A 23,354-nucleotide genomic window follows, 5' to 3' on the forward strand; every position below is an offset into this window, starting at 1 on the left:
ACGGGGGAGTTGCGATGCTGCTGAGTCTCGACGCCGCGACCGTACGCCTGGGCGGCCTGGCCGTGCTGGACGCGGTGGGCCTTCAGGTCGCCGAGCACGAGGTGGTGTGCGTGCTCGGGCCCAGCGGCAGCGGGAAGTCGACCCTGCTGCGGGCGGTCGCCGGGCTGCAGCCGCTGTCCGCCGGACGGGTGTTGCTCGACGGCCGGGACCAGGCGGGCGTGCCCGCGCACAAGCGGGGCGTCGGCCTGATGTTCCAGGACCACCAGCTCTTCCCGCAGCGGGACGTCGGCGCGAACGTGGCCTTCGGGCTGCGCATGCACGGCATGGCCAAGGGCGAACGGGACGCCCGGGTCGCCCAGTTGCTGGACCTGGTGGGGCTGCCCGGAGCCGCCCGGCGGGCCGTGGCCTCCCTCTCCGGCGGCGAGCAGCAGCGCGTGGCCCTCGCCCGCGCGCTGGCGCCCCGCCCCCGGCTGCTGATGCTGGACGAGCCGCTCGGCCAGCTCGACCGCTCGCTGCGCGAACGCCTGGTGGTCGAACTGCGGGAACTCTTCGGCCGGTTGGGCACGACCGTGCTCGCCGTGACGCACGACCAGGGCGAGGCGTTCGCGCTGGCCGACCGGGTGGTGGTGATGCGGGACGGGCGGATCGCCCAGTCCGGCACGCCCCTTCAGGTCTGGCAGCGGCCCGCCGACGCGTTCGTGGCCCGCTTCCTCGGCTTCGACAACGTGGTGGAGGCGACCGTCGCCGGTACGGCCGCCGACAGCCCCTGGGGCAAGCTGCCGGTCCCCGACGGCTCGCCGCAGGGCGCCCGCAGCCTGCTGGTGCGGCCCGCCGGGGTACGGCTGGTGGCCGCCGACGCCGGTCTGCGCTGCACGGTGACGGCACGCACCTTCAAGGGCACCCATGTGGCCGTCCGCCTCCAGCCCGCGGACGCCCCGCGCCTGGAGGCGGCCTGCGCGCTGCGGGACGCGCCCGAGGTCGGCCAGGCCGTGGGCGTGGAGTTCGACGCGACCGAAATCGTCGTGCTCGACTGATCACCCCCGCCCTAGGGTGGGGGCATGACCTTGCTCACGCATGATCGCTACTGCGACGAAATCGCCGACCAGGTGGACCGGTTCAGGGCGTTGGTGACCTCGGGCGCCGATCTGTCGGCCACCGTGCCGACCTGCCCGGACTGGACCCTGGAACGGCTCGTACGGCACATGGGCGGCGCCCTGCGCTGGGCGGCCACGCTGGTGCGGACCCGGGCGCAGGAGATGCTCCCGCGCGAGCAGGTGCCGCTCGGCGAAGGACCGGAGGCCGAGGGCGACGCGGCGGCCCTGGACGCCTGGCTCGCGGAGACCGGCGAGATGATCGTCGGGGCGCTGCGCGAGGCCGGTCCCGAGGCCAAGGTGTGGTCCTGGATGGGCATGGTCCCCAGCGGGTTCTGGGCCCGCCGGATGACCCACGAGATCACCGTCCATCGCGCGGACGCCGCGCTCACCGTCGGCGCGGCCTACGACGTCGCGCCCGACGTCGCCGCCGACGCGCTGGACGAGTGGCTGCAGATCGCCCAGTGGGTGCAGCGCGCCGGGGCGCGCCCGTGGGCCGCGGAGCTGCGCGGGCCCGGCCGCAGTATCCATCTGCACGCCACCGACGCCGCCGCGGACCTGAACGCCGAGTGGCTGATCGAGCTGGGCGAGGACGGGCTGAGCTGGCGGCGCGGCCACGAGAAGGCCACGGTCGCCCTGCGCGGCCCGCTCACCTCCGTGCTGCTCGCCTTCTACAACCGGCTGCCGCTGGAGGCCCCCGGCCTGGAGATCGTCGGTGAGCGCGAGGTGCTGGAGTTCTGGAGGCAGCACGCCACCTTCGGCTGACGTACGACCGCGGCCCGTCCCCTGGGGATAGGGGGACGGGCCGCGGTGGTGTACGGATGCCGACGGGCGAGGCGTCAGCCGTTGCCGCGCGCTCCACGACGGCGCATGCCGAAGTAGACCGCGCCGCCGCCGACGACGACCAGCGCGCCGGCGACGCCGGCGATCAGGCCGGTGTTGGAGTTGGCACCGGTCTCGGCGAGGTTGGAGTCACCGGCCGCCGGGGACGGCGCGTTGCTCGGCGCGCTCGCCGGGGCGGAGCTGGACGCGGAGGCCGACGGGGTCGGGGTCGCCGACTCGGCCGGGGCGGACTTCGACGGCGACGGCGTCGGCTTCGAGGGGGCCGTCGGAGTCGGGGAGTCCTCCTTCTTGCAGGCCTCGGCCGGGGTGGTCAGATCCGGCTTGATGTACTGGTCGAAGTGGAACCGGCCGCTGTCGACCTTGACCTCGATGCTGTAGGTGGTCTTGGCCTTCCAGTCCACGTCGACGGGGGTCTTCGTGCCCTGGGCGGAGCCCCGCACGTCGACCTCGGCGACCTTCGTCTCGACCGCGTCGTTCTTCTCGAACACGGTGATGTGAGCGGTCGTGTTGGACGAGTCGGTGTCGGTGATGACGATCTGGCCCTTGTCGCCGGCGCAGCCGGCTTCGGCCTTGAAGTCACCGATCTGGCAGGCGAGCGCGGAGCCGGAGACACCCAGCACGATCGCGGCCGATGCGGAGGCAACACCCAGAATGCGCACGGAACGACGTGCGCCACGGTGAGTTATGGACAACGCTTGTCCTTTACAGTGTGCAACTGCGGGGGGTAGAGGGGGAGTTGCGGCACCGAACGAGACCAGTGCCCCACCACCCCCAAGAGACTCACAGGTCTATAAGCGCTTCATAAGCAGTGTCAATGCATATGCCGCCAACGGCCGTTGGCTTTGCCTGCTTATTACCCGCAGATACGTTTGACCGTGTCGACGCGCCCCCTGACAGCGAGTCAGCCCTGGACCATCGCCGGGTCCATCCAGACGACCTCCCAGGTGTGGCCGTCGAGGTCGTCGAAGGAGCGGCCGTACATGAAGCCGTGGTCCTGGGTCTCGCCGCTCGGCGTGGCGCCCAGGGCGAGGGCCCGGTCCACCAGTTCGTCCACCTTCTCGCGGCTCTCGGCGCTCAACGCGATCAGCACCTCGCTGGTCTTCGTGGCGTCGGCGATCTCCTTCTTGGTGAAGGTCGCGTAGAACGGCTTGGTCAGCAGCATCGCGACGATGGTGTCGCTGATCACCACGGAGGCGGCGTTGTCGTCGCTGAACTGCGGGTTGATCGTGTAGCCCAGCTCCGTGAAGAACTTCTTCGCGGCGTCGAGGTCGTTCACGGGCAGGTTCACGAAGATCATCTGCTGGTACATGGGGCCCTCCCGGGGCGGTCCGTGCCGTACGTCGGTGTGTTCGGTGGGTTGGACCGGGGACCCCGGGAGAACTCATCGGTCGCCGGAGAGCTTTTTCGCGGGCGGGTGGTCAGCGCTCCACGGGCAGGGCCGCCAGGGCGGCGACGGCCAGGGTGAGCGGGCCGAACAGGGCCACCAGGGCCGCCGCGCGGAGGGCCGCCGCCGCGCGCAGCATCGTGGCGGGCGCGCCGAGCCGGAGCAGCGCGGCCGTCGTCTCCGCCCGGCACTGGCGGGTCTCCACGGCCGCGGTGAGGAGGGTGGCGACCGTGCAGCCGGTCACGAGCAGCGCGCCGAGGGTGGTCAGCGGGCCGAACGCGGGCGCCGAGCCGGCGTAGAGCGTGGTCATCGCGTAGCCGGCGGACGCGACCGCGCAGACGACGCCGAGGGGGCGGCCGATGCGGGTGGCCTCCGTCATGAGGACCCGCCCGGCCAGCAGGCGGAGGGCGCCGGGACGGGTGGACTGCAGCAGGAGGCCGCACAGATGGGTGAGGCCGGGCCCGGCGAGGACGAGGCCGGTGGCGGTCAGCAGCCGGCCGAGCAGTACGGCGATGTCCGCGTGGCCCGCGTAGGCCTGGACGGCGAGACCGGTGGCCAGAAGGCTGATGCCCCAGGGCAGGCCGGCGGGGGCGCCCTTGGGGGGCTGGGCGCCGTCCGTCCACGCGGTGGCCGGCGTCTGCGGCTCGAGGTCGGTGGCGCTGCCCGGCGCCGCCGGGGTGCCGTCGGCGTCCGCCGTTCCTGTCGCCGCGGCGGCGCGGCCGAGGTCGGCGGCACCGCCCGGCGCTGCCGAGGTGCCGTCGGCGTCCGCCGTCTTCGTCGCCGTGGCGGTACGGCCGCCCGTGGGGTGGGGACCGGGCTGCTCGCCGTCGTCCGCTTTCCCGTGCGCGTCGCGCGGGCCTCCGGCCCCCGGCCGCAGCCGCGCACCGAACCTTCCGTACGTCCCGAACGTCTCCCGGGCCACCGAGTAGCCGTACGCGCCGAAGCGGCCGTACCTGCGCAGCAGCGGGGCGGTGGGGCGGGGGTCCTTGGGGCGCAGGGCGAGGGCCACCGTGGCCGAGGCGGCGGCCGGGACCAGCAAGAGCAGGGTCAGGGTGGCCGGCACCGGCAGGTGCGCGTCCACGGCCAGGAAGTCCGCCGCCGCGCCGTCGAACGGCACGCCGGTGAGGTCGCCGCGCAGGTCGAGGAAGACCAGCAGGGCCAGCAGCGAGCCCAGGGTGCAGCACAGGGCGGTGGTCAGCGCCGAGATCGCCATCATGCGGGCCGGGCCGAGGCCCAGCGCGGACAGTCCCGTGCGCGGCCGGGTGGCGGGGTCGGTGCGGGCGACGGCGAGCGCGAAGTACACCGTGGCGGCGAGCGGCACCGTGCACCAGGCGAGCCGCAGCGCGGCGGCGTCCGCGGCCTCGGGGTGGTTCAGGGCGTAGCCGAAGCAGGACAGCAGGAGGAATCCGGTGCCCGCCGAGGCTGCGGTCACCAGCAGCCGGCGCAGCTGGACGGCGGGCCGGGCCGCACGGGTCAGACGGAGAGCGACCACGCGGCCCGGCCTTCCGTCTCGGGGGTCTCCGGCAGGTGCACGGTGCTGACGCGCCGGCCGTCCAGCAGGCAGACGGTGCTGTCGGCGAGGGCGGCGGTGTCGGGGTCGTGGGTGGCGAGGACGACCGTGATGCCGTGCGAGCGGGCGGCCGTGGTCAGGGTGCGCAGCACGTGGGTGCGGTCGGCCCGGTGCAGCGGGGCCGTGGGCTCGTCGGCGAAGAGGACCGTGGGGGTCGTGGCCAGGGCCCGGGCGATGGCCACGCGCTGGCGCTCGGCCTGCTGCAGCTGGTGCGGGCGGCTGCGGGCCTTGTCGCCGACGTCGAGGCGTTCCAGCCACTCCAGCGCCGCGACCTTGGCCCGGCGGCGGCCGGCGCCGCGCAGCATCAGGGGCAGCGCGGCGTTCTCCCAGACGTTCAGCTCGGGCACCAGGACCGGCTGGGTGTCGATCCAGGCGAACCGCTCCCGGCGCAGCCGCTCGCGGCGCATCGGGCCGAGGGTGTGCATGGGGGAGCTGTTGAACCACACCTCGCCCTCACGCACCGGCACCAGACCGGACAGACAGCGCAGCAGGGTGGTCTTGCCGCTGCCGCGCGGGCCGGTGACGGCGAGGATCTCGCTCGCGCGCACACCGAGCGAGACCCCGGTGAGTCCGGGGGAGCCGTCGGGGTGGCTGAAGTGCAGGGAGCGTGCCCAGAGCACGTCGTTGTCCGGCGGGGCCTCGGCCTCCATGGCGTACACCTCGGTTCTGATCCGTTTTCCCGCTTCCGATCCCTCGTCCGGGGGAACGAAGGCTGGGCCGATCGGTCACTGGCACGCTAGGCAGCGGTCACCGGGAGGCCGGACAGCACACGGCCCCGGGCCGCCGTTCCCACTCGAACGGACGGCACCGGGGCCGGCACAGATCAGCTGATCGGATGAATCAGGCTCAGAGCTTGGTCCACGCCTCCGTCAGCGTCGCGCGCAGGATCTGCTCGATCTCGTCGAAGGTCTCCTGGTTGGAGATCAGCGGCGGGGCGAGCTGGACGACCGGGTCGCCGCGGTCGTCGGCACGGCAGTACAGGCCGTTGTCGTACAGCGCCTTGGAGAGGAAGCCGTACAGGACGCGCTCGGTCTCCTCGTCGTTGAAGGACTCCTTGGTGTTCTTGTCCTTCACCAGCTCGATGCCGTAGAAGAAGCCGTTGCCGCGGACGTCGCCGACGATCGGCAGGTCGTGCAGCTTCTGCAGGGTCTGCAGGAAGGCGCCCTCGTTGTCCAGCACGTGCTGGTTGAGGTTCTCGCGCTCGAACAGGTCGAGGTTGGCGAGGCCCACCGCGGCCGACACGGGGTGGCCGCCGAAGGTGTAGCCGTGCAGGAAGGTGTTGTCGCCCTTGTAGAACGGCTCGGCGAGGCGGTCGGAGATGATGCAGGCGCCGATCGGGGAATAGCCCGAGGTCATGCCCTTGGCGCAGGTGATCATGTCCGGGACGTAGCCGAACTTGTCGCAGGCGAACATCGTGCCCAGGCGGCCGAAGGCGCAGATGACCTCGTCCGAGACGAGCAGCACGTCGTACTGGTCGCAGATCTCGCGCACGCGCTGGAAGTAGCCGGGCGGCGGCGGGAAGCAGCCGCCGGCGTTCTGCACCGGCTCCAGGAAGACCGCGGCGACGGTCTCCGGGCCCTCGAAGAGGATCTGCTGCTCGATCTGGTCGGCGGCCCAGCGGCCGAAGGCCTCCGGGTCGTCGCCGTGGATCGGGGCACGGTAGATGTTCGTGTTCGGCACCTTGTGCGCGCCCGGGACGAGCGGCTCGAACGGCGCCTTCAGGGCCGGCAGGCCCGTGATGGACAGGGCGCCCTGCGGGGTGCCGTGGTAGGCGACCGCACGCGAGATGACCTTGTACTTGGTCGGCTTGCCCTGCAGCTTGAAGTACTGCTTGGCGAGCTTCCAGGCGGTCTCGACGGCCTCGCCGCCGCCGGTGGTGAAGAAGACCTTGTTCAGGTCGCCCGGGGCGTAGTCGGCGAGGCGCTCGGCCAGCTCGACGGCCTTCGGGTGGGCGTACGACCACACCGGGAAGAAGGCCAGCTCCTGGGCCTGCTTGAAGGCGGTCTCGGCGAGCTCCGTGCGGCCGTGACCGGCCTGGACCACGAACAGACCGGCGAGACCGTCGAGGTAGCGCTTGCCCTTGTCGTCGTAGATGTAGGTGCCCTCGCCCCGGACGATGGTCGGCACGGGGGAGTTCTCGTACGAGGACATGCGGGTGAAGTGCATCCACAAGTGGTCGTACGCGGTGCGGCTGAGGTCCTTCTGGGTCACGGTTATCGGGTTCCCCACATGTAGGTCTGCTTCTTCAGCTTCAGGTAGACGAAGCTCTCGGTGGAGCGCACGCCGGGCAGGGCCCGGATGCGTTTGTTGATGACGTCCAGCAGGTGGTCGTCGTCCTCGCAGACGATCTCGGCGAGGATGTCGAACGAGCCCGCGGTCATCACCACGTACTCGACTTCCGACATGGCGGTCAGCGCGTCCGCGATCGACTCGACGTCGCCCTCGACGTTGATGCCGACCATCGCCTGCCGGCGGAAGCCCACGGTGAGCGGGTCCGTGACGGCGACGATCTGCATCACGCCCTGGTCCAGGAGCTTCTGGACGCGCTGGCGCACGGCCGCCTCCGACAGGCCCACGGCCTTGCCGATCGCGGCGTACGGCCTGCGGCCGTCCTCCTGGAGCTGCTGGATGATGGCGAGGGAGACGGCGTCCAGCTGGGGGCTGTTGCCGTTCCTGGACTCGCGGGTGGAGTCCCTCTGGTCTGCGCTTCGACTGGCCACGACCTCACTGTGCACGAGGTCTCGTCAGTTTCGCAAGCCCCGATCGATGAAATTCGTTGTCTGAGACTCGCAGTCTTGCGGATTTCGCAGAAGTCAGTGGCGCAGGGGTGTTGAAAACGTCGGGCTGGCGGCTAGGGTGGGTGTCTCAGCTAGTGGACGCAAAGAACCAGATCAGGAGGCCGGCAGTGAGCACCGAGCTGCGTCGTCTGCGCAACTACATCGACGGTGAGTTCCGGGACGCCGCCGACGGACGGACCACCGAGGTGGTCAACCCCGCGACGGGCGAGGCGTACGCGACCGCGCCGCTGTCCGGCAAGGCGGACGTCGACGCCGCGATGGAGGCCGCCGCCCGCGCCTTCCCGGCCTGGCGCGACACCACCCCGGCCGAGCGCCAGAAGGCCCTCCTCAAGATCGCCGACGCGTTCGAGGAGCGCGCCGAGGAGCTGATCGCGGCCGAGGTGGAGAACACGGGCAAGCCGGTCGGGCTGACCCGCTCCGAGGAGATCCCGCCGATGGTCGACCAGATCCGCTTCTTCGCGGGCGCGGCGCGGATGCTGGAGGGCCGCTCGGCCGGCGAGTACATGGAGGGGATGACCTCGATCATCCGCCGTGAGCCGGTCGGCGTCTGCGCGCAGGTCGCGCCCTGGAACTACCCGATGATGATGGCGGTGTGGAAGTTCGCCCCGGCCATCGCCGCGGGCAACACGGTCGTCCTGAAGCCGTCGGACACGACCCCCGCCTCCACGGTCCTGATCGCCGACATCATCGGCTCGATCCTGCCCAAGGGCGTCTTCAACGTCATCTGCGGCGACCGCGACACCGGCCGCCTGATGGTCGAGCACGACACCCCGGCGATGGCCTCCATCACCGGCTCGGTCCGCGCAGGCATGTCGGTCGCCGAGTCGGCGTCGAAGGACCTCAAGCGGGTCCACCTGGAGCTGGGCGGCAAGGCCCCGGTCGTCGTCTTCGAGGACACCGACATCCCCAAGGCCGTCGAGGACATCTCCGTGGCGGGCTTCTTCAACGCCGGCCAGGACTGTACGGCGGCCTGCCGCGTCCTGGTCCACGAGGCCATCCACGACGAGTTCGTGGCCGCGCTCGCGAAGGCCGCGGAGGACACCAAGACCGGTCAGCCGGACGACGAGGACGTCCTGTTCGGCCCGCTCAACAACCCCAACCAGCTCAAGCAGGTCGAGGGCTTCATCGAGCGGCTGCCCGCCCACGCGCGCGTGGAGGCCGGCGGCAAGCGCGTCGGCGACAAGGGCTACTTCTTCGCGCCGACCGTCGTCTCCGGCGTCAAGCAGGACGACGAGATCATCCAGAAGGAGGTCTTCGGCCCGGTCATCACCGTCCAGTCCTTCTCCGACGAGGACCAGGCCGTCCAGTACGCCAACGGCGTCGAGTACGCCCTCGCCTCCTCGGTGTGGACCAAGGACCACGCGCGGGCGATGCGCATGTCGAAGAAGCTCGACTTCGGCTGCGTGTGGATCAACACCCACATCCCGCTGGTCGCCGAGATGCCGCACGGCGGCTTCAAGAAGTCCGGCTACGGCAAGGACCTGTCGGCGTACGGCTTCGAGGACTACACGCGCATCAAGCACGTGATGACGTCGCTCGGCGAGTAGGCACCGGCACCAGCAGGCAGTGAGCGGCCCCCTGACGGGATCACCTCCCCGTCCGGGGGCCGCGCCGTGTCATGGGGCTTCCCCTCGGCCTTCCGTCCGGCCCCGGCGGATGACCTGGGCATGACCTGCACTGATCGACAGGGTGTCGGGCAGCCGCGGGCATGCTCGACGCAGCGTCGATTGTGGCCCTGAAGCGGCGAGCGGCATCCTTCCGAGGTGCCCCAGACTTCCTCGCGTACGTCCTCGGTGTCCCGCCGTTCCCTTCTGCGTGCCCTCTCCGGCGCCGCCGCGCTCGGTGCGGCGGCCGGCTGCGGGGTGCCCGCCGCCTATGTGGCGCCCGGCGACCGGGCCGTCACCGACGACTCCGCCGCCGACAAGAAGCTGACCTGGGCGAACTGGCCGCTCTACATCGACACCGACGAGCACAACCCCAACCGGCGGCCCACGCTTGAGGCGTTCGAGCGGCGCACCGGAATCTCCGTGGACTACGTCGAGGAGATCAACGACAACGACGAGTTCTTCGGCAAGATCAGCCCGGCGCTGATGAACCATCAGTCCACCGGCCGCGACCTGATCGTCGTCAGCGACTGGATGTGCGCCCGGTTCGTGCGGCTGGGCTGGGTCCAGGAGATGGACCGCGCCCGCCAGCCGAACGTGGCCAAGTACCTTGACCCGCTGCTGCGTTCGCCCGCCTTCGACAAGGGCCGCCGGTTCACCGTGCCGTGGCAGTCGGGCATCACCGGCATCGCCTACAACCGCGGGAAGCTCGGCCGCGAGATACGCCACGTCAAGGATCTCTGGGCGAGCGACCTCAAGGGCCGCGTGACCCTCCTGTCCGGCCTCGACGAGTCCTTCGCCCTCCTCATGCAGGGCAACGGCGTGGACATCACCAGGTGGACGGCGGACGACTTCCACAACGTCTGCGACGGGGTCGAACGCGAGATCCACCGCGGCCAGATCCGCCGCTTCACCGGCAACGACTACACCAAGGACCTGGTCAGCGGGGACGTCCTGGCCTGCCAGGCCTACTCCGGCGACGTCATCCAGCTCCAGGCCGACAACCCCGACATCCGCTTCGTCGTGCCCGAGGAGGGCGCCGAACTGTGGTCGGACTCCCTGATGATCCCCAACCGGGCCCGCCACAAGGCCAACGCCGAGCGCCTGATCGACTCCTACTACGACCCCGCCGTCGCCGCGAAGCTCGCGACCTGGGTCACCTACGTCTGCCCCGTCCCGGCCGCCCGGGACGTCCTCGCCTCCTCCACCGACAAGGACACCGCGTCCCTCGCCGACAACCCCCTCGTCTTCCCGGACTCCGGCATGCGGGCGCGCCTGGCCATCGCCCGCGACATCACGTCCACGGAGCGCGTGGAGTTCGCACAGCGGTGGAACAGGATCGTGGGCCTCTAGTCGCGTTGCCCGACGGCCGATTGCGGCATGGCTGAGCGGGTGTTCCTGCTCCTACGATGGAAGCCGCCGTCGGGGGAGGGTGGTTGTGGCCGACAGTGCACCGCAGGGGGCCGGGCGCCGGCTGGAGGACGCGATCGCCTGGGCGGTCCGGAACGCGGACGGGATCGTCGCGCTCGTCGTCGCCGTCGTCGTCGGGATCATGGACGTCCTCAACCAGAACATGGACGACAACGTCGTCTCCGGCGCCACGCTGCTCGTGCTCGCCGCGCTGGTGTACGGCTCGCTCACCGAGCGCCGCCGGCGGATGGCCGACATCCGCGCCGCCACCACCGCGACCAGCCGGGCCGTCGAGGACCTGGCGATGGTGCGCACCCTGTCCGGCGCCGAGGTCGCCCTCGCGCACGAGCGGGCCCGGCGCGCCACCAGCCGCTGGGTGTTCAAGGGCGGCACCGGCACCTACCTGCGCGCCGTCACGCTGCCCGAGTGCGTGCTGGAGGCGCAGCGGCAGCGGCGCTCGCTCAGCATGAAGATCGACATCATCAACCCGGCCGACGACGCCGTGTGCGCCGCCTACGCCCGCTTCCGCAGCACCTTCGGCCCCGGCGGCGACCTCGCCGCGTGGACCGTGGAGCGCACCCGCAAGGAGGCGTACGCCACCGTCGTCGCCGCGAGCTGGCACCGGCAGCGGCTGGACACCCTGGAGATCGACGTCCATCTGTCCTCCGTCGCACCGGCCCTGCGGTTCGACCTGTCGGACACCGGCCTGATCATCACCCAGGACGACCCCAGCCGGGTCGGCCTGTACGTGGAGCGGGACCGGCCGCTGTACGACTACTACGTCACCGAGCTGCACCAGAGCCGGGAACAGGCGGTCAAGCTCGATCTGCGCGAGGCCGTCCCGCTCGCCGACGAACCCACCGTGGACGAGGTCAGACGCCTGCTCGACCGGCTCGGACTGCCGCTTCCGCCGAGCTTCACCGACCGTGACGTCGGCGACATCATCGACAAGGCGCTGCGCGCGGAGAACCCGTACCGCAGGTGAGCGCCGTGTTCCGGCCAAGGGGGAAGGAACATGGACTACCCGGCCCTGGAACGGGCCGCCCGGCGGCACGCCACCGCCGAGCTGATCCGGCACGCCGTGGCGGAACTCGACCGGATCGTCTCGGGCCGCCGCGCCCTGCACGCCGTACGCCACCCGCTCGGGTTCGTCTGCCTGCCCGTGCTGCGCGACGGCCCCGACGGCGTCTGCGTCCACGTCTTCGGCACACCCGAGTCCGAGCCCGACGCCTCCGCGCCCCAAGTGCACTGCCACAGCTGGGACCTGACGAGCACCGTGCTGTACGGCCGGCTCGACAACCGGCGCGTGCACGTCGACGACGACCCCGGCGACCCCACCCACCGCGTCTTCGAGGTGCTCAGCGACCCGACCGGCGTGGACGAACTGCGGCCCACCGAACGGCTCGTGCGCTGCCGGCCCGGCGCGCGGGAGACCAGCGTGCGCGGCCAGAGCTACGCCCTTCCGGCGGGTGAGTTCCACACCAGCGTGGTGCCGGACGGCCGCCCCGCCGCCACGCTGGTCCTCGGGCGGACCCTGCCCGGCCGGGTGGACCTCTCGCTGGGCCCGCCGTCCGCACCCGGGCACCGCATGGTCCGCCGGACGTGCGACGCGACCCAGACCGCCCGCATCGCCCGGGCCGCCCTCAGGAGGATCCATGAGCCCGAACCCTGACGCCTGGTCCTCCGAGCACGCCGCGGCCGTGGCCGCCGCCGAGGAGGCCGGAGCGCTGCTGCGGTCCCGCTTCCCCGACGGCTTCGCCGCCCGCCCCAAGGGCGAACTCGGCGACGTCGTCACCGACCTGGACGTCGCCGCCGAGCAACTGGTGGTCGGGCGGATCCGGGAACGCTTCCCGCACGACCGGATCCTCGCCGAGGAGTCCGGCGAAATCGCCGGCGACGGTGACGGCCGCACCGGCCGGACCTGGCTGATCGACCCCCTCGACGGCAGCAACAACGTGGTCATCGGGCTCGCCGTGTACGTCGTCGGCATCGCCCTCTGCGTCGACGACACGCCCGTGGTGGGCGTCGTCCACGATCCGATGACCGGCCGTACGTGGTCCGCGCGGCAAGGCGGCGGGGCGCACGGCCCGGCCGGACGGCTCACCGCCCCTGCGGCTTCCGGCCCGCTTCCCGCCGCCGGGCCCCTGCTCGCCTGGACCCAGGGCCACGCCGTCTTGCGCGACGACCCCGTGGCCTGCTCCCTCCGGCACACCCTCGAACTGCGGTCCCGGCGCCTGCTCCAGCTCTGGGCGCCGCTGGTCGCCTGGGCGATGCTGGCCCGGGGGGACATCGACGGCTTCGTCGGCTACCGCGCCGAAGCGATCGACCTGCCCGCCGGCGCGCTCCTCGCCCGCGAGGCCGGCATCGCCCTGCGGCACCTCGACGGCGCGGAGTTCGGCGGCGGCTTCGGCGGCCCCGACACGGGGCGCTCGTTTGTCGCCGGGCGCCCCGAACTCCTCCCGCATCTGCTGGACCTCGTCAGCCCTTTCTCCCCCGGCACCGGGGGCACTCACACGGCGGGAACCGCCCCGACAGATCCAGCGGCGCGGCGTTCTTCGGCGGGCGGTACGTCACCCTGGGCCCCCACGTCCGGCCACCGTCCCGGGACACCCTCAACGTGAGAAACACCCTGACGTAGCCGTCGTCCTCGTCTTGCATTCCAGCGCCTTTCACTATCTGTGGCGAATCAAGCACAGAGTGATGTGGGGGCGGGTAGCTTCGGAAGATGACCGAGAGTGACAACGGGGACGGCACGAGGGGGAGTTGAGCAGGTGGCCATCGAGGACAATCCACGGTCACGGGAGCAGTACGGGCAGGAGCTGAAGCGGCGGAGGGAGGCGGCGGGGCTTACGCAGGAGGAGCTGAGCCAACGTGTCGTGATGTCCCGCACACACATCGCCCATATCGAGGCGGGGCGGCGGAGGCCGGATGTGGAGGACGCGCGGCGGCTGGATCGGGAGCTGGGGACGGGTGGGTTCTTCGAGCGGTTCTTGCCGACGCTGGACGGCAAGAAGGTCGCCGAGCACTTCGCGGAGGCTGCGGAGCTTGAGCAGCAGGCCGTCGCCATCAAGGAGTACGCGACCATTCTGGTTCCGGGCTTCATGCAGACGCCGGGGTACGCACGCGAGGTGCTCGGCTCCGGCCACCCGGCCAAGAGTGACGAACGGCGTGACAGCCTCCTCAGCACGCGTCTGGAACGAGCCCGGATCCTGGAGAACTTCGACTCTCCCAAGGTGACGCTCTTGCTGGGAGAGGCTGCCCTGCGCCAGGTGATCGGCGGCCCGCAGGTGATGTGCGACCAGTTGCGGCACATTCTGGAGCTGGGCGAGAGCCGACGCATCCGCGTGCACGTGCTCCCCTTCACGGTGGGCGCCCATGCCCTCCTGGAGGGTCCTGTCAAGCTCATGTGGTTCGAGGAGTTGCCGCCGGTCGCGTACGTGGAGGGGCTGAAGTCGGGCAGGATCTGGGAAGTCCAGGGCACCGTGCGCGAGTTGGAGGACGTCTACGATCATGCGCTGGGCGACGCTTTGTCGCACCGTGAGTCCCTGGCGCTGATCGGGTCGGTTGCGGAGGATTACGAGCATGAAGCACATCGGGCACAGCATTCCTGACGCATCAGCGCTGAACGGGTGGCGCAAGTCGAGCTACAGCGGTGAGAGCGGCGGCAACTGCCTCGAAGTCACCGCCTGGCGCAAATCCAGTTACAGCGGCGGGAGCAGCGACAACTGCCTCGAAGTCAACGACACCCCCGCCCCCACCCACGTCCCCGTCCGCGACAGCAAGCACCCCGCCGGCCCCGCCGTCGTCTTCTCGGCGCCCGCCTGGGCGGCGTTCGTCGGTGCGCTGAAAACGAGCTAGCGCGTCAGAGCCAGCGCAGCCACCGCCGCTCCCACCGCGCACACGGCCAGCACCGCGCCGGTGCCCATCAGGCGGGGGACCGGCACCCGGACGCCGTAGGCGTGGCAGCGCTCGTACCACAGCAGCGTGGCCAGGGACGCCCACGGTGTGATCACCGGTCCGGCGTTGGTGCCGACGAGCAGGGCGAGGAGCTGGTCGTGGTTGCCGGCCGGGACCGCCGCCTCGCCGGCCAGGTACACCGGCAGGTTGTTGAGGGCGTTGGACAGGCCGCCGCCGACCGCCGCCGCCCGGAACTGGCCGAGCGTGCCGCCGTCGGTGCCGACGGCGGAGGCGAGCAGGTGGTGCAGCCCGTGCGCGTCGAACGTCTCGACCACCAGGAACATGCCCGGCACCATCACCAGCAGCCGCCAGGGGACGAGGGACAGCCGGAGCGCGGACCGGTCGCGGATCCCGAAGGCAGCCACGGCGATCAACGCTGCCGTGCCGGACGCCATCCACAGTGGTACGTCGGCCACCAGGATGGCGAGCAGAAAGCCGCCGCAGGCGAGCGCGCAGGCGCGGAACAGGACGGCGTCGGCGGGGCGGTGGACGGTGGGCGGGACGTAGCGGTCGGCCGCGTCCACCCGCACGTCCGCCGCGCGGGCCGCGCCCGGGCCCGACACCGGTACGGCCTCCATCAGGCCCTCACCGTCCACAACAGGGCCCCCACGCCGCCCCCGGCGCCAGAAGAACAGCCACAAACAAGCCATCGTCACGGCGAGCGCGGCGAGTTGCGGGGCCCACATCCGTCCCGCGAGGCCCAGCGGGGACAGCGCGACCCGGTTGGCGGCCAGCAGGTTCGTCAGGTTGGACACCGGGAGGAGAAGGCTCGCGGTGTTGGCCAGCCATACCGTCGTCATCGCCAGCGGCACCGGCGCGATGCCCACCCGGGAGGCGAGCGCCAGCATCACCGGGGTGAGCAGGACCGCCGTGGTGTCCAGGTTGAGGGCGATGGTGGTGACCGCGGCGAAGGCCACGCACAGAAGGAACAGCAACGGATAGCTGCCCCGCGCCGCCCGTGCCACCCGCGCCGCCACCACGTCGAACACCTCGGCCCGGCTGGTCAGTTCGGCCAGCACGATCACTGTGCCCAGGAAGGCCAGCAGGGGAGCGATGCGGGTCATCGCGTCGGACGCGGAGCCCTTCGGCAGCAACCCCGTCGCCACGCACAGGAGTCCGGTCGCCAGCAGACCGATCGCCACCCGGTCCAGTACATGCAGACGCAGCAGTAAGGCACGCACGGAGGGAAGGGTCGCACGTTTGTGCGTCGCTGTGACCAGGGCGCCGTCGAACGCCTGGAAACGACCCGTATCGGCCTGTCTTCTCACGGCATCATGAATACATGGTGGCTCGTCAGAACGCCCCGGGGGACACCGGGCCATTGGACTTCTTCATCAGCTACTCGCCCGCCGACGAGCGCTGGGCGTCCTGGATCGCCTGGACGCTGGAGGAGGCCGGGTACCGGACGGTGCTGCAGGCCTGGGACTTCGTGCCGGGCACGAACTTCGTGGACTTCATGGACCGGGGCGTGAGCGAGTCCGCCGCCGTCATCGCCGTACTGTCCAGGAACTACGAGCGGTCCCGGTACGGGCGGATGGAGTGGCAGGCCGCCCTGCGCGCCGATCCGGACGCGCCGGAGCGGCGGCTGATCACCGTGCGGGTCGAGGACATCCCGGTGGAGGGCCTGCTGGCCACCATCACGTACGTGGACCTGGTGCCGGTCAGCGATCCGGTGGCGGCCCGGGACCTGCTGCTCGCCCGGGTCCGGCAGGCCCTCGACGGGCGGGCCCGGCCGAGTCTGCCGCCCGGTTACCCCGGTGGTGCGAACGGGCACCCGCTGACCTCGGCCCCGCCCCCGTCGAGCCCCGGGCGGCCGCTCGGCGGCACCGGGTGGGCCGGGCGGCGCAGACCCGCGGCGGCGCCGGCGTATCCCCGGGTGCCCGGAGCGGACCGGGAGCGGGAGGCGGTCACCGTGCTCCAGCTCGCCGGGCCCGCCTTCGGCCGGGGCCAGGACCCCGCCGAATTACAGGCCGCGATCTGGGGCGACCTGGTCGAGCTGGCCGACGCCGGGGCGCCCGCACCCGATCTGCTCGTCGTCACCGGGGACCTCACCGCCTCCGGCAGCCGGCGCGAGTTCGAGCAGGCCCTCGCCTTCCTCACCGGGCTGCGCGCGCTGCTCGGGCTCGAACCGCACCGGGTCGTCCTGGTTCCCGGCGGCCAGGACGTCAACCAGGCCGCCTGCCGGGCCTACTTCAGCACCTGCGAAGCCGACGAGATGCCGCCCCGGCCGCCGTACTGGCCCAAGTGGCGGCACTTCGCCCGGCTGTTCCGGGAGCTGTACCAGGGGCTCGACCTCGTCTTCGACAGCGACCAGCCGTGGAGCCTGTTCCCCGTGCCCGAGCTGCACACCGTGGTGGCGGCCCTGAACTCGTCCATGGCGTACAGCCATCGGCCCGACGACCAGTACGGGCTGATCGGACGCGAGCAGGCCGCCTGGTTCGCGCAGGCGCTGCGGCCCCACGAGACGGAGGGGTGGCTGAGGATCGGCGTCGTACGGCACTCGCCCGGCGCCGCCCGCGCGGCCGCCCCGGGCGTGCGGCGCGCCGGTACGGCCGCTGCCGACGGCGCCGGGCCGCTGCACGACACCGAGGTGCTCACCCGGCTCACCGCGCCCCGGCTGCACCTGCTGCTGCACGGCCCGTCCGGCCCCGGCGCGCCCGCCGTCCTGGCCACCGGCTCCGGCGAGGTGCCGCTGATCGGCGCCGGGCGGCCCGGCGGGCACCAGCTGGTGCGGATCGGCCGGGACGGGCTGGCCGTCTGGCAGGGGCCGGGGGAGCCGCAGCGGCGGCCGGTCCAGTGGCGGCGGACCGACCGGGCCTTCGGGCCGCAGGCCGCACCCGCCGACGACCGCGCCGGCACGCCCGCGCCCGCACCCGAGCCCGAGCCGCGCGCCGTACAGACCCCCGCCGAGATCCTGCTCGCCCGGGTCGCCGAGGTCTGCCGCACCCGGCACGAGGGCGCCCAGATCCGTCGCGTCGACGGGCCGGTGCCCCAAATCCTCGTCACCTGGAGCCAGTCGGGCTTCGTACGGCAGCAGCGGGTGGCGGTCCACATCGGCACCCCGGACGCGCAGGACGTCGACCGGTTCGCGGCCCTCGTGCACGCCGCCGACGCCCAGGCGGAGGCCGAACTCGTCCACGACGGACCCCCGCCCGCCCGCGAGCTGCGCGATGCGGCCCGTCGCCGGGGCGTGCGGGTGCGCAGCTTCACCGAGTTCCAGGGACTGCTCGACCTGCGCGGCTACGTCGCCGGGCAGACCGAGCGGCTGCGCACCGACCCCCGCTATCCCCCGGGCATGTACCTGCCGCAGCGGTACCGGGAGGTGGAGCGCCTCGACGCCGAGGACCGCGACGGGCTGGTCGACGAGATGCTGCGGCTGCTCGACTCCGACCAGGGGCGCTTCCTGCTGCTGCTCGGCGACTTCGGGCACGGCAAGACGTTCGCGCTGCGCGAGCTGGCTCGCCGTATCCCCGCCGAACTGCCGCACCTCGTCCCGCTGTTGATCGAACTGCACGCCCTGGACCGGGCCTACTCCTTCGAGGGCCTGGTCGCCGCGCACCTCGCCGCGCACGGCGTCGACAACATCGACCTGCGGGCCTTCCGGTACATGCTGCAGCAGGGCCGGATCGTGCTGCTCTTCGACGGCTTCGACGAACTCGTCAACCAGGTGACGTACGACCGCGCCGCCGAACGCCTCCAGGTGCTGCTGGACTCCGCCGTGGACCGCGCCAAGATCGTGGTCTCCAGCCGCACCCAGCACTTCCGCTCCCAGGGGCAGGTGCTCACCGCGCTCGGCGAACGCGTCGGCCTGCTCCCGCACCGCCGGGTGCTGGCCGTGCGGGAGTTCACCCCGCAGCAGATCCGCGCCTACCTGGTCAACCGCTACGACGGCGACGAACGCGCCGCCGACCACCGGCTGCGGCTGCTCGACGCCATCCCCGACCTGCTCGCCCTGTGCCGCAACCCCCGGCTGCTCGGCTTCGTCGCCGACCTCGACGACGACCGGCTGCGCGCGGTCGCCGGCGCCGGGCGCGCCCTCAGCCCCGCCGGGCTGTACGAGGAGGTGCTCGGCGCCTGGCTGGGCTTCGAGGCGCAGCGGGGCGGCGGCAGCCCCGGCCGGGCGCCCGGACTCTCCGTGGACCAGCTGTGGGACGCGGTCACCGCGCTCGCCCTGCGGTTGTGGGAGAGCGGACAGGACTCGCTGCGCCTGGACGAGCTGACCGACGTCGCCGAGACCCTGACCGGGCTCGCGGACGCCCGGCTGTCGGTGCCGCAGACCGCGCACGCCATCGGCTCCGGCAGCCTGCTGGTGCGCAGCGACGACGGGGTGTTCCGGTTCATCCACGGCTCGGTGGTGGAGTGGCTGGTCGCCCGGGAGTGCGCCCGGCGGATCACCGGCGGCGACAGCGGCCTGCTGGAGCACCGCCAACTCAGCCAGCTGGCCGTTGAGTTCCTGTGCGACCTCGCCGACCACCGGATCTGCCAGGCCTGGGCCGAACGCGAGCTGTCCGGCACGTCCGGCGACACCGCGCCGGACGCCGCCCACGCCAACGCCGTGAAGATCCTCGGCCGGCTCCGCGTGCCCGCTCACACCGATCTGCGCGGCGCGGCCCTCGCCGGGGAGGACCTGTCCCACCGCGACTTCTCCGGCGTCGACCTCACCCGCGCCGACCTCACCGACGCCCGGCTGGTCGGCGCCAACCTCTCCGGCGCCGTCCTGCGCGGCGCCCGGCTGACCGGCGCCCGGCTCGACGGCGCCGATCTCACCGGCGCCGACCTGCGCGGCGCGGACCTGCGGCGCGCCCGGCTGATCGGCACCGACCTGACCGGCGCCCGGGTGGACGGCAGCCGGTGGCGGCGGGCGGCGCTGATCTCGGCGACCACCGGGCCGCTGGCCGGCCGCCCCGAGCTGGCCACCGCCGCGATCGCGCCCGGCATGGCCGTCGACGCCGGCTTCCGGCCCTCCGCGGTCGGTGTGCCGTACGGCTTCGACATGCGGACCAGCCGGCTGCCCGAACCCATCTCCTACAGCCCCGACGGCGAACTCCTCGCCGTGGGCAGCGAGGACGGCGGCGTCCTGGTCTGCGAGGCCGCCACCGGCACCCCGCTGCGCACCCTCCAGGGCCACACCGGCCGGGTCTACGCCGTGAAGTTCCGCGGCCGTGTCCTGGCCACCGGCAGCGCCGACGGCACCGTACGCCTGTGGGACCCGGTCTCCGGCCGCTGTCTGCACCGGCTGGAGATCCACGGCAGCGGCGTCTGGCCGCTCGTCCTCGACGCCGAGGGCTCCCTCATGGCCACCGGCGACGCCGACGGCGTGGTCACCGTCTGGGACACCGCCTCGGGCACCGCCCTGCACCGGCTGCCCGGCCACGCCGCGCCCGTCTACACCGTGGCGTTCGCACCGGGCAACGCCACCCTGGTCACCGGCGACGCCTCCGCCGCCGTACGCCTGTGGGACCTCGGCACCGGGCGGACGACCGGTGAACTCCCCGGCCACCGGGGCGCGGTGTTCCGGGCGCGGTTCAGCCCGGACGGCGCCCTGCTGGCCACCGCCGACCGCGGCGACGGCGGGCAGGGCGGCACCGTGCGGCTGTGGGACCTCGCGACCGGAAGCCCGCGGCATGAGTTCACCGGGCACTCCGGCCGCGTCTACACCCTGGACTTCCACCCCGGTGGCGCCCTGCTGGTCAGCGGCGACACCGAGGGGGAGGTACGGCTGTGGGACCTGGCCGGCGGGCACAGCGCCGGGCTGCTCGGCGGCTGCCGCGGGGCCGTCTACCAGGTGCTGTTCGATCCCGACGGGACCCTGCTCGCCGCCGGGGACAGCGCCGGTGTGGTCCGGCTGTGGCGGATCGACCCCGCGGCCGACCCGGTGGCCGCGCCGCTGAACCGGCAGCCCGCCGAGCACCGCGGCTCGGTGTGGGTGTGCAAGTTCCGCCCGCACGGCGACACGCCCGCCCAGGGACCCGGCGCCCTGCTGGTGACCGGCGGCAACGACGGTGTCGTACGGCTGTGGGACCCCGCCACCGGGCAGGGCCGGCGCATCCTGCGCGGCCACGGGCGGCGCATCGGCACCCTGTCCTTCAGCGCCGACGGCTCGATGCTCGCGGCCGGCGGCAACGACGGCGTCGTCCGGGTGTGGCACGCCGCCTCCGGCCGCCGGCTGCGCGAACTGACCGGCCACAGCGACCGCCTGGTGTCGGCCGCGTTCGGCCCCACCGGCCACCTGCTGGCCACCGCGAGCAGCGACGGCGACATCTACCTGTGGAACGCGGCCACCGGCGAGTACCAGCGCGCCCTCGACGTCGAGACCGACCATGTGTGGGCGGAGGCGTTCAGCGCCGACGGCGAACTCCTCGCCACCGCCAACGACGACGACACCGTACGGCTGTGGTACCGGGCCACCGGCGCCCATGTGGCCACCATCACCGAGCACTTCGGGCGGGTCCGCGCGATCGCCTTCCGATCCGACGGCGCGGTCCTGGCCACCGGCTGCGACGACCGCAAGGTGCGGATCTGGGACGTGGCCGAAGGGCGGATCACCGGTGTCCTCGACGGCCACACCGACCGGGTGTACGCCGTGGGCTTCGCCCCCGACGGCTCCTGGCTGGCCAGCGCCGCCTGGGACGGCACCGCGGTGATCTGGAAGGACGGCGAGAGGGTCCACCGGCTCACGGGGCACACCGGCAAGCTCTGGACGGCGGCGGTGCATCCCTCGCGGCCCCTGCTGGCAACCGCGGGCGACGACCGCACCGTCCGCCTCTGGAACGCCGTCACCGGTGAGCAGACGGCCGTGCTGACGGGCCACACCGGCCGGATCCTGGCGGTGGCCTTCAGCCCCGACGGCTCCCTGCTGGCCGGTGGCGGCGAGGACGGCACGGTACGGCTGTGGAACGTGCCCGCGGACGCCCCGGCCACCCTGAGGGTCACCCTGGTCGGCATGCCCGGCGGCTGGGCCGCCCTGTCCCCGTCCGGCGGCTACAAGTACGAGGGCGACGTCACCGGCGAGTTCTGGCACGCGGTGGGCATGTGCCGCTTCGAACCGGGCGAGTTGGACGGCCGTCTGCCGGGGGTCTGGCAGGTGCCGCCGGACGAGCCGCTGGGGTAGGGGAGGGGGCGGTTTTGAACGTGTTCAAACGCAGGCGTACGCTCCTGCCATGAGCGACAGAGCCGCCCTGCTCAAGGGCATTCGCGTCTGGCTGGTCTCCTTCGTGGTGTGCCTCGCCCTCAGCGGGGCCACCGCCTTTCCCCTGGTGCACGAACTGCGCTGGACCGAGAGCGCGCTGAGGTGGTTCTCCGTGCCGGACCACCTGCCCGGCCTGATGGCCTGGATCTCCCGGGTGCGGGAGGGGCTCGACACCGCCGACGCCGACTACCCGTTCCTGCTCTACGGCACCGACTGGCTGGCCTTCGCCCACCTCGTCATCGCCGTCGCCTTCTACGGGCCGTACCGCGACCCCGTCCGCAACGTCTGGGTCGTCGAGTTCGGCATGATCGCCTGCGCCGGCATCGTCCCGCTCGCCCTGGTCTGCGGGCCGATCCGCGGAATTCCCTTCTGGTGGAGCCTGATCGACATGTCCTTCGGGGTGTTCGGGGTGCTCCCGCTGTACGTCGTACGCAAGAAGATCAAGCGGCTGGAGGCGCTCACGGCTGCGGCCGGCGTGGCTCAGTCGCCGGTGTAGTGCTCCTGGGCGGCCATCACCTCGTCACCGTGCTCGAACGCCCAGGCGCCGAAGGCGTCGATCGGCCCGAGCAACGTCCGCCCCAGCGGGGTCAGTCCGTACTCCACCCGGGGCGGTGAGCCGCCGTAGGCCCGCCGCGCCACCAGGCCGTTGAACTCCAGCCGGCGCAGTGTCTCGGTCAGCACCTTCTGGCTGATCCCGCCGATGCGCCCGCGCAGGGCGCCCGGCCGGCTGGGGCCGTCCCGCAGGGCCCACAGCACCACCGCGTTCCAGGTGTTGGAGAGCAGGTCGAAGGCGAGCCGGGCCCGGCAGTCGGCGAGGAAGGCGTCATCGGTCACATACCGAATGGTGCCCGAGCGGCTTCCTACTGTCGTGCCCGTGTCCAACAGGCCCGAAGAAGGAGGCACTCGTGCGCATAGGAATCATCGGTACCGGCGCCATGGCTCAGGCGCTGGGCGGTCGATGGAAGCGGGCCGGCCACCACGTGGTCGCGGGCAGCCGGTCGCGAGGCGATGTGCGGGCGGCGGTGGAGCACGGCGCCGACGCGGTGCTGCTGGCCGTGCCCTACGCGGCGGCCGTGGACGCGGTCGCCGGACTCGAACCCGCCCTGCGGGGACGGACCTTGATCGACTGCACCAATCCCGTGGGCGGCCCGGACTTCGCACTGCTGACGGCCGGCGGCCCGGCGGCGGCCGAGCGCATCGCCCGCGCCGCGCCCGGCGCCCGGGTGGTCAAGGCGTTCAACCTCTGCCACGAGAGCGTCTGGCGTCTGACGCCGCCGGTGTTCGACGGCCGTCCCCTCGCCGTACCGGTGTGCGGGGACCATGAGGACGCGCTCGCGGTCGTCCGGGCGCTGGTGCGGGATCTGGGCTGCGAGCCGCTGGACGCCGGCGGACTGCACCGGGCCGGGCTGCTGGAGGCGACGGCCGCGCTCCTGATCGGACTGTGGGTGGGACAGGGGGCGGACGCCCAGGCGATCGCGCCCCCGCGGGAGTTCGCCGGTTCCTGACGC

At 72.5% G+C, this 23,354-nt stretch carries 20 protein-coding genes; 12 read left to right on the plus strand and 8 right to left on the minus strand.

Annotated features, from left to right (window positions below; genetic code table 11):
• Positions 1 to 14: 14 nt before the first annotated feature.
• Positions 15 to 1,034, plus strand: coding sequence for an ABC transporter ATP-binding protein (locus AB0950_RS20530; RefSeq protein WP_360152628.1), 1,020 nt, complete (start codon positions 15 to 17; stop codon positions 1,032 to 1,034).
• A gap of 24 nt (positions 1,035 to 1,058) precedes the next feature.
• The gene (locus AB0950_RS20535) at positions 1,059 to 1,856 is read left to right on the plus strand and encodes a maleylpyruvate isomerase family mycothiol-dependent enzyme (RefSeq protein WP_360152631.1); all 798 of its coding nucleotides are present in this window, start codon (positions 1,059 to 1,061) and stop codon (positions 1,854 to 1,856) included.
• A gap of 74 nt (positions 1,857 to 1,930) precedes the next feature.
• On the opposite strand, the gene AB0950_RS20540 is transcribed toward AB0950_RS20535, so the two are convergent.
• From AB0950_RS20540 to AB0950_RS20565, 6 genes are all read right to left on the minus strand, one after another.
• Entirely contained in the window at positions 1,931 to 2,626 is a 696-nt protein-coding gene (locus tag AB0950_RS20540; RefSeq protein WP_366779133.1) for an LAETG motif-containing sortase-dependent surface protein, read from the minus strand.
• A gap of 209 nt (positions 2,627 to 2,835) precedes the next feature.
• On the minus strand, positions 2,836 to 3,243 hold the full coding sequence (locus tag AB0950_RS20545; RefSeq protein ID WP_360152637.1) for a VOC family protein: 408 nt from the start codon (positions 3,241 to 3,243) through the stop codon (positions 2,836 to 2,838).
• A 109-nt stretch (positions 3,244 to 3,352) separates the two neighbouring features.
• Positions 3,353 to 4,810, minus strand: a complete 1,458-nt coding sequence (locus tag AB0950_RS20550; protein WP_360152640.1) for a hypothetical protein — start codon at positions 4,808 to 4,810, stop codon at positions 3,353 to 3,355.
• A complete protein-coding gene (locus tag AB0950_RS20555) occupies positions 4,792 to 5,538 on the minus strand; it encodes an ATP-binding cassette domain-containing protein (protein ID WP_360152643.1) in 747 nt (248 codons plus the stop codon). Before AB0950_RS20555 ends, AB0950_RS20550 begins: the two co-directional genes overlap by 19 nt.
• A 196-nt stretch (positions 5,539 to 5,734) precedes the next feature.
• Positions 5,735 to 7,117 (minus strand): aspartate aminotransferase family protein, encoded by a 1,383-nt coding sequence (locus tag AB0950_RS20560; RefSeq protein ID WP_360152646.1) that lies wholly within the window; start codon positions 7,115 to 7,117, stop codon positions 5,735 to 5,737.
• Positions 7,102 to 7,623 (minus strand): Lrp/AsnC family transcriptional regulator, encoded by a 522-nt coding sequence (locus AB0950_RS20565; protein WP_071375713.1) that lies wholly within the window; start codon positions 7,621 to 7,623, stop codon positions 7,102 to 7,104. Before AB0950_RS20565 ends, AB0950_RS20560 begins: the two co-directional genes overlap by 16 nt.
• A gap of 170 nt (positions 7,624 to 7,793) precedes the next feature.
• On the opposite strand from AB0950_RS20565, the gene AB0950_RS20570 reads away from it, so the two are divergent.
• The 7 genes from AB0950_RS20570 to AB0950_RS20600 all read left to right on the plus strand — a co-directional run bounded on the left by AB0950_RS20570 (position 7,794) and on the right by AB0950_RS20600 (position 14,558).
• Positions 7,794 to 9,233: a gamma-aminobutyraldehyde dehydrogenase gene (locus tag AB0950_RS20570; RefSeq protein ID WP_360152650.1), complete on the plus strand. Its 1,440-nt coding sequence runs from the start codon at positions 7,794 to 7,796 to the stop codon at positions 9,231 to 9,233.
• A gap of 216 nt (positions 9,234 to 9,449) precedes the next feature.
• Positions 9,450 to 10,643, plus strand: coding sequence for a spermidine/putrescine ABC transporter substrate-binding protein (locus AB0950_RS20575; RefSeq protein ID WP_366779134.1), 1,194 nt, complete (start codon positions 9,450 to 9,452; stop codon positions 10,641 to 10,643).
• 85 nt (positions 10,644 to 10,728) lie between these two features.
• Positions 10,729 to 11,685: a hypothetical protein gene (locus tag AB0950_RS20580; protein WP_366779135.1), complete on the plus strand. Its 957-nt coding sequence runs from the start codon at positions 10,729 to 10,731 to the stop codon at positions 11,683 to 11,685.
• A 30-nt stretch (positions 11,686 to 11,715) separates the two neighbouring features.
• Complete coding sequence (locus AB0950_RS20585; RefSeq protein WP_360152659.1) at positions 11,716 to 12,372, plus strand: hypothetical protein; 657 nt, start codon at positions 11,716 to 11,718, stop codon at positions 12,370 to 12,372.
• Positions 12,356 to 13,321, plus strand: a complete 966-nt coding sequence (locus AB0950_RS20590) for an inositol monophosphatase (protein WP_360152662.1) — start codon at positions 12,356 to 12,358, stop codon at positions 13,319 to 13,321. The genes AB0950_RS20585 and AB0950_RS20590 overlap by 17 nt, the downstream gene beginning before the upstream one ends.
• A gap of 150 nt (positions 13,322 to 13,471) precedes the next feature.
• Positions 13,472 to 14,311 (plus strand): helix-turn-helix transcriptional regulator, encoded by an 840-nt coding sequence (locus AB0950_RS20595; protein ID WP_366779136.1) that lies wholly within the window; start codon positions 13,472 to 13,474, stop codon positions 14,309 to 14,311.
• Complete coding sequence (locus AB0950_RS20600; protein WP_366779137.1) at positions 14,283 to 14,558, plus strand: DUF397 domain-containing protein; 276 nt, start codon at positions 14,283 to 14,285, stop codon at positions 14,556 to 14,558. Before AB0950_RS20595 ends, AB0950_RS20600 begins: the two co-directional genes overlap by 29 nt.
• Here the strand turns inward: AB0950_RS20600 and AB0950_RS20605 are convergent.
• Positions 14,555 to 15,808: an SLC13 family permease gene (locus AB0950_RS20605; RefSeq protein WP_366779171.1), complete on the minus strand. Its 1,254-nt coding sequence runs from the start codon at positions 15,806 to 15,808 to the stop codon at positions 14,555 to 14,557. The two genes, AB0950_RS20600 and AB0950_RS20605, sit on opposite strands and share 4 nt — an antisense overlap.
• 131 nt (positions 15,809 to 15,939) lie before the next feature.
• Here AB0950_RS20605 and AB0950_RS20610 point away from each other — a divergent pair, with 131 nt between their 5' ends.
• The gene (locus tag AB0950_RS20610) at positions 15,940 to 21,768 is read left to right on the plus strand and encodes a TIR domain-containing protein (RefSeq protein WP_366779138.1); all 5,829 of its coding nucleotides are present in this window, start codon (positions 15,940 to 15,942) and stop codon (positions 21,766 to 21,768) included.
• Between the two features lie 49 nt (positions 21,769 to 21,817).
• Entirely contained in the window at positions 21,818 to 22,342 is a 525-nt protein-coding gene (locus AB0950_RS20615) for a hypothetical protein (protein ID WP_366779139.1), read from the plus strand.
• Here the strand turns inward: AB0950_RS20615 and AB0950_RS20620 are convergent.
• Positions 22,327 to 22,680, minus strand: coding sequence for a helix-turn-helix domain-containing protein (locus AB0950_RS20620; RefSeq protein ID WP_360572662.1), 354 nt, complete (start codon positions 22,678 to 22,680; stop codon positions 22,327 to 22,329). The genes AB0950_RS20615 and AB0950_RS20620 overlap by 16 nt on opposite strands.
• A 71-nt stretch (positions 22,681 to 22,751) precedes the next feature.
• Here AB0950_RS20620 and AB0950_RS20625 point away from each other — a divergent pair, with 71 nt between their 5' ends.
• Positions 22,752 to 23,351 carry an NAD(P)-binding domain-containing protein gene (locus AB0950_RS20625; protein WP_360572660.1) on the plus strand — a complete coding sequence of 200 codons (600 nt, stop codon included), beginning with the start codon at positions 22,752 to 22,754 and terminating at the stop codon, positions 23,349 to 23,351.
• Positions 23,352 to 23,354: the final 3 nt, after the last annotated feature.

It is taken from the genome of Streptomyces sp. NPDC007189, assembly GCF_040703635.1.
Taxonomy (GTDB): Bacteria; Actinomycetota; Actinomycetes; order Streptomycetales; family Streptomycetaceae; genus Streptomyces.